The 1,211-nt window shown below is 22.4% G+C and carries 1 pseudogene; it reads left to right on the plus strand.

Features of this window, described 5'->3' with window-relative positions:
- Nucleotides 1-682: 682 nt before the first annotated feature.
- Nucleotides 683-1,123 (plus strand): annotated as a pseudogene (locus tag BST80_RS00230) (IS30 family transposase).
- Nucleotides 1,124-1,211 lie beyond the last annotated feature (88 nt).

A 1,211-nucleotide genomic window follows, 5' to 3' on the forward strand; every position in this document is an offset into this window, starting at 1 on the left:
AAATTTTTTAACANCAACTGAAGCTGTGTTAAAATTTTTAAAAGACTAACTGGTCTAAAATGTATATGGTACCTCACAATTTTAATTTTTATTGTATAACTATTTTAATAGAAAGGGCTAGGTTGTNTTATGAAAAAAGAAAAGAAAAAATTTAAANATTTTAATTTAGTAGAAAGACATGATTTAAAAGAATATTTAGAATCCGAAAAATTTAAAAAGAAAAATGGTACACCTAATTATTCTAAAATAGGAAAAGTAATGAATAAAAGTCGTAATACTATTAGATTAGANNCTAAAAGACTTAAAGAAGAATACGATCCTAAAAAAGCGAATGATGATTATAANAATAAAAGAAAAAAATCTATAAAATATACTAAAATTAGAAAAAAAGTTGTAAATCACATAAGAAAAATTTTAAGTAAAAGACGCTATTCACCGATGTTAATTATCTTTGAATATGAAAAAAAGTATAATGAAAAGTTTCCATTTTCGCATGTGACACTTTACAAATATATTGATCATGGGGTTTTTGATGAAGAAGATAATGAAATTAAGAAAAAATTACCATNTTAAAGGTAAAAANTTTAAAACAAAAAAGAGAAAAGATGATCGTGGTCAATTGANTAATATTANATTTATTGAAGAAGCAGAACATGAAAAAGGNACTTTTGGTTGATTNCAAATGGANTGTATNGTTGGNAAAGANCATCANTCTGCTTGTTTNACTTTTANANAAGAAAAAAGTTTNTATACNATTTGNTTTAAATTANANCANCATAATTCAGAAGAGGTTAATAAAGCCATTNAAAGTATTTTTAAAAATAAACTTTATAAAGAAAATATAAAAGGAATTATAANTGATAGAGGAAAAGAATTTTCAAACTGAAAAGGANTTGAAAAAATTACTGGAACTAATGTTTATTTTTGTGACCCCGNTAAACCAAAACAAAAACCTAAAATTGNAAGAATGAATAGAGATATTAGAGAATATCTTATTAAGGGAACAGATTTTAACAATATTACTCAAAAAGAAATTAATAAAGTTATGAAAATTATTAATGAGAAACCACGACCGAGTTTAGGTTGATTATCCTCCAAAGAGGTATTTTTACAAAATATTTAGTAATTAAATTATTAATTTTAGNTTTTTAACAAAAATCNTTTTTCGTGGTGCTGAAATANNNANATAATTTAAAAAAATTATTTTTTTT

It is taken from the genome of Spiroplasma sp. Moj (assembly GCF_016082285.1).
Lineage (GTDB): Bacteria > Bacillota_I > Bacilli_A > Mycoplasmatales > Mycoplasmataceae > Spiroplasma > Spiroplasma phoeniceum.